At 57.9% G+C, this 4,576-nt stretch carries 6 protein-coding genes and 1 pseudogene; 6 read left to right on the plus strand and 1 reads right to left on the minus strand.

What is annotated here, in order from left to right:
* Positions 1-636 (minus strand): ABC transporter transmembrane domain-containing protein (locus tag ABIZ35_RS24885; protein WP_348222632.1); only part of this gene is annotated, 636 nt, incomplete at its 3' end.
* Positions 637-817: 181 nt separating this feature from the next.
* Here ABIZ35_RS24885 and rpmH point away from each other — a divergent pair.
* The 6 genes and pseudogenes from rpmH to ABIZ35_RS24915 form a co-directional block, all read left to right on the plus strand.
* Positions 818-979, plus strand: coding sequence for a 50S ribosomal protein L34 (gene rpmH / locus ABIZ35_RS24890; RefSeq protein ID WP_348222633.1), 162 nt, complete (start codon positions 818-820; stop codon positions 977-979).
* A 12-nt stretch (positions 980-991) separates the two neighbouring features.
* Positions 992-1,360, plus strand: coding sequence for a ribonuclease P protein component (gene rnpA / locus ABIZ35_RS24895; protein WP_348222634.1), 369 nt, complete (start codon positions 992-994; stop codon positions 1,358-1,360).
* 89 nt (positions 1,361-1,449) lie between these two features.
* Positions 1,450-1,662: a membrane protein insertion efficiency factor YidD gene (gene yidD, locus ABIZ35_RS24900; protein WP_348222637.1), complete on the plus strand. Its 213-nt coding sequence runs from the start codon at positions 1,450-1,452 to the stop codon at positions 1,660-1,662.
* A 68-nt stretch (positions 1,663-1,730) separates the two neighbouring features.
* The gene (locus ABIZ35_RS24905) at positions 1,731-3,005 is read left to right on the plus strand and encodes a YidC/Oxa1 family membrane protein insertase (protein ID WP_348222635.1); all 1,275 of its coding nucleotides are present in this window, start codon (positions 1,731-1,733) and stop codon (positions 3,003-3,005) included.
* A 94-nt stretch (positions 3,006-3,099) separates the two neighbouring features.
* On the plus strand, positions 3,100-3,561 hold the full coding sequence (jag, locus tag ABIZ35_RS24910; RefSeq protein WP_348222636.1) for an RNA-binding cell elongation regulator Jag/EloR: 462 nt from the start codon (positions 3,100-3,102) through the stop codon (positions 3,559-3,561).
* A gap of 326 nt (positions 3,562-3,887) precedes the next feature.
* A pseudogene (locus ABIZ35_RS24915) lies at positions 3,888-4,576 on the plus strand (hypothetical protein); the annotation flags it as partial.

Below are 4,576 nucleotides of genomic sequence, written 5' to 3' on the forward strand. Positions count from 1 at the left end.
GGATGACATTCCCTCGACTTCCTGGCGAAACTCCTTGTTGATCTTGCGCATGCGCTTGGAGAGCCACTGCTGCATGATGATGACCGGAGGGATCGCCAGAAGGAAGAACAACAGAAATTGGGGGGCGCGGATCGCGGTGACGATGATCGCGGAAACCAGGGCGATGGCGGCGCCGAGCACCATCTCAAACAAGCTGCGCGCCATTTGATCGATGGATTCGACGTCGCGCAGGGCTTTGCTTTGCAGCACGCCGCTGCTCTTGTGCTTATAGTAGGAGATATTGAGCTGCTGGAGCCGCCGGCAGATCGCCGAGCGAAGGGTCGCCTCCGCCGTCCGCGCCGCCTCGGCGACATTGCGATAGTACACGGTATGGAAGGGCGAGTTAAGAGCAACGGACACAACGCCGGCCAGCGTGTTCGTCAGAATCTCCTGGGCCTTATGCTCATTGGGGTGGGCAATTACGTCGATAATGTTCGCCGTGACGATTGGGATGACCCAGGTCGGCGACTGCTTAATAATGAAGAGAATAACCGCGACGACCACGGCCCGGCGGCGCTGACCGTACAGCATCGCCAGCGTTCGCCAGGGATGATCGCTGCGATAGCGGTCTTCAATTGTCGGGTGGTGATCGCACATCTTCATTCATTCCCTGAGGCGGTAATTCAAAATATTGCCGTCAGTATACCTAGTTTTATATAAAATATTAACAAATGAGTGAAATGGAGTTTTTTTAAGAGAACATGTTTCCCGTTGTGAATTTCGGAGCGCATGTGCTATAATACACGGACTTTGTGTACACCTTTGAAGGAATAGAATAATGAAGCGACCTTACCAGCCGAATGTCCGGCACAAAATGAAGACGCATGGTTTTCGCGAGCGCATGAGCTCCAATGACGGCCGAAATGTCCTGAAGCGCCGCCGCGCCAAGGGCCGCTACAAGCTTACCGTCACGCATACGGTTAAGATCGAAAAGGGCTAACGGTCCTACTCGATGCTGCCGCGCTACGCCCGGCTGAAGCGTAACCGCGATTTTCGCGCTGTTTACGCTCGCCGGCGCTTGTTTCATGGCGGCGTTCTGATGCTGTACGTGCGTCCCCGGACCGCGGCGGAGCGATCCCAGGGATTGACGGCGCCTCGGTTCGGTTTTGTAATCAGCAAAAAAGTATCGAAGCGCGCGAACATACGTAACCGGATTAAACGCCGGCTGCGCGAGATCTGCAGGCTGCACGTGCTCTCAAAGATGCGCGCGGACGCCGCCGTGGATGTGATGTTTGTCGCGCGGACGTCGGCGACGGACGCCAATTTTTCCCGCCTGATGGCCGATGTCGAAACGCTCGGTCGTCAGGCTGGCTTATTCTAAGGACCGGCCCGCGTCTGCTCGGTTTACGGCGCTTCCGGCCCGGGAATGTCTCGGCTCAAGTCATGCAAGTTTTACGCTGGGTGAGCAGACTGCCAAAGCTCCTGCTGATCGGCTGTATCCGAGTGTATCAGCGCGGGATTTCGCGCTGGACGCCCGCGACTTGCCGATTTACGCCCAGCTGTTCCGAATACGCCGCGCAGTCTCTCGAAAAATATGGTGTTTTTCGTGGAACGGCGAAGGCGGTTATGCGGCTGCTCCGCTGCCATCCCTTTCATCCCGGCGGACATGATCCCGTCGTATGAAAGCGTTGCCGAAGCAGCCGTGGTTCTTTTTTGACCGGCGAGAGCCGGTTCGTTGTCGTGGAGTTTGGATGAAATCTCGCTTTTCGGTCTCGCTTTTTGCTCTCTTGACCGCGCTCACGTTCGCCCGTCCCGCCGGCGCACAGCCGCCGACGAACGTTCCGCCATCGCCCGCCTATGGCGTCGCCGAACGCATTCGGGCACAGGCTGAGTATGAGTATGCTCAGTCGCTGGAAGGCGGGGTGAGCGCGGCGGAGCACAAGCGTCTGGGGCAGCTGCGCGCCAATCAAGCGATCAACAAGTATAAAGAAGTCGTCAGCAGCAAAATGTACAGGAATACCTGGTACGCCGCTGAGTCGTTGTATTATCAGGCGCGTCTTCAGGAAACCGTCCTCGACAGCAAGGCTAACGCCGTCGCGGATTATAAAACGCTCCACAATCAGTTTCAAACCGTTCCGTATGATGATAAGATCGCTGCGGACACGAGCCTGCAAACTGCGGAGCAGGCGCTCGACAAGGAAAACCGAACGAAGTTCCCTTCGAGCCTTGCTTACACGGTCATGGATACGCTGGTCAAGCTGTGGGGCGGACCGAAGTTCGGATACTCGTACTTTCTGGCGATCCTGACGATCTCCGTCCTGGTGAAGCTGGCGCTGACGCCGCTTACCAACAAGCAATACGCCATGATGAAGGAGCAGCAAAAGCTGCAGCCGCTCATCAAGGAGCTTCAGGCCAAGTACAAGGATAAAGAAGAGCAAGGCCGCAAGATGATGGAGCTGTACAAGGAGCGTGGGATCAACCCCGCCGCCAGCTGCCTTCCCTTGCTCGCCCAGCTGCCGATCATGTACTTGCTCTGGTATACGATCAGCGTGTATCAGTATCAATTTTCGCAGGGCAGCTTCCTTTGGATCGGCAGCGGCTATGCGCACCAGTTCCCGTCGTTCCTCGGCGTGGACCTGAGCCAGCCGGACATTCCGATCCTGCTTCTGTACGCGCTGTCCATGTTTATCCAGCAGCGGATGATGATCTCGCCCGATCCGCAGCAGGCCGAGCAGCAGCGAATGATGGCGATCATGACCCCGTTCATGAGCACCTATTTCTTCCTGCAGTATAAGCTGTCGTCGGCGTTCATCCTGTACTACCTGATTTTCAATATCTTGGGGACAGCGCAGCAGTATTACTATATGAAGAAGCGCGCGGGCGAGGACGGCGGAGTTCCGGTTGTGGCGACGGACGGCGCGCCGGCGCCGCCGGCGGTCCGCGCCTCCACGAACGGAGCGGCGAAGCCGACTTCCGCACGCACCGGCCTCGCGCCGAAGTCAAATGGTAAGAAGAAGCGCCGCTAAATTCTGACGCCTAAATAGAGACGCCGCGGAAACGGCGCGAGCATTAATTGCCGAAGGGGACAACGACTTGTCATCCCAGAACGAAGAGAATTCATTGCCTGGTCAACAAGCACTTGAGCATTTGCGCGCGATCGTCGCGGGAACCGGCCTCGAAGCCGACGTCGTAGCCGGCTCCCAGCCGCTGGACGAGATTTCCGTGGACATTACCGGTCCGGACGCCTCTTACTTTGTCGGTCCACATGGGCAGTGTTTGGACTCATTGCAGTATCTGCTCAACCTGATCGTGAACAAAGGCCGCGAACAGCGCGTACGGATCGCCGTGGACGCCGACAAGCATCGCGCGCGCCGCATCCAGACGCTCACGAAGTTCGCGCATCAATTGGCCGATCAAGTCATCTCCAACGGTCAAGAGGCTGTGACCGATCCCATGAACCCGATGGAGCGGCGGATCATCCACACGGTCCTCGCGGAGCGTAAGGATGTGCAGACATACTCCGAAGGCGACGAGCCAGGGCGCTATGTCGTGGTCTCCCCAAGCACGGACGACAACGGATAGCCGTTCGTTTTCATGATGGATACAAGAAACAAGACGGCCGCGAATAAAAAAGACGGGAAGCCGTCTTTTTTCTTTCGTAGCAGCAGACTTACTCCGGCTGTTCTACCCACCCCGGCGCTGCGGGCGCCCTGTATGACCCACCCCGGCCTTCGGCCGACCCCTCCCTTGAAGCAGGGAAGGGTTGAGAAGAGATTCTCGGACGAAAGCCGCTCTCGATAACAAAATCCTAACTACCCTTCCCAGCTTCATGGGAGGGGTGGCCCGCAGGGCCGGGGTGGGTCACTCAGGGGGCTGCCGCAGCGGTGTCAAATAAGAAAGAAACGGTCATGCGGGATGAGCCCCAAACCGCGGAGAAATCCGACGGGACGGGATGGGATGAACCAGTCACGGCGGTGAAGGGCGTTACGGACGCCTTTGCGGCGGTGCTGGGCAAGGGACTGAAGATCTGGACCGTTGGCGACCTGCTCGCGCACTATCCACGCCGCTATGAGGATCGCACGCACTTCAAGCGTATCCTCGATGTGCGCCATGGCGAAGCCGTCACGATCATGGGCAAGGTCCTGAACGCTGAGAACGTGCCGACGCGGTCTCGGGTGACGCTGACCAAGGTTGGTGTTGAGGATGAGGGCGGCGTTGCGTACTTAGTTTTCTTCAATCAGTGGTTCGTGAAGAAGCAGTTCGATAAGATCCGTGGACAGAAGATCGTCGTTTATGGCAAGGCGTCTCGCATGGGGCGCAATCTCGATCTGACGGAAGTCGAGTGGGAGCCGTTCGACGAAGATAAAGACGCGCTCGCGGCCAATCGGATCGTTCCGATCTATCCCTTGACGGAAGGTGTGTCGCAGGCCCGCCTGCGACGCGCCGTCTTTGCGGCTCTGGAGCAGTTCAACACCGAGGATGCGCCCGATAGACTGCCGATGGAATTGCTGCGGCGCGCGCATCTGCCAAAGCGGAGCGAGGCGCTTTGGGGAATCCATTTTCCGGTTTCGGATGAACATCGGATCGAGGGGCAGCG

This window comes from Capsulimonas sp. (assembly GCF_039929585.1).
Lineage (GTDB): Bacteria > Armatimonadota > Armatimonadia > Armatimonadales > Capsulimonadaceae > Capsulimonas.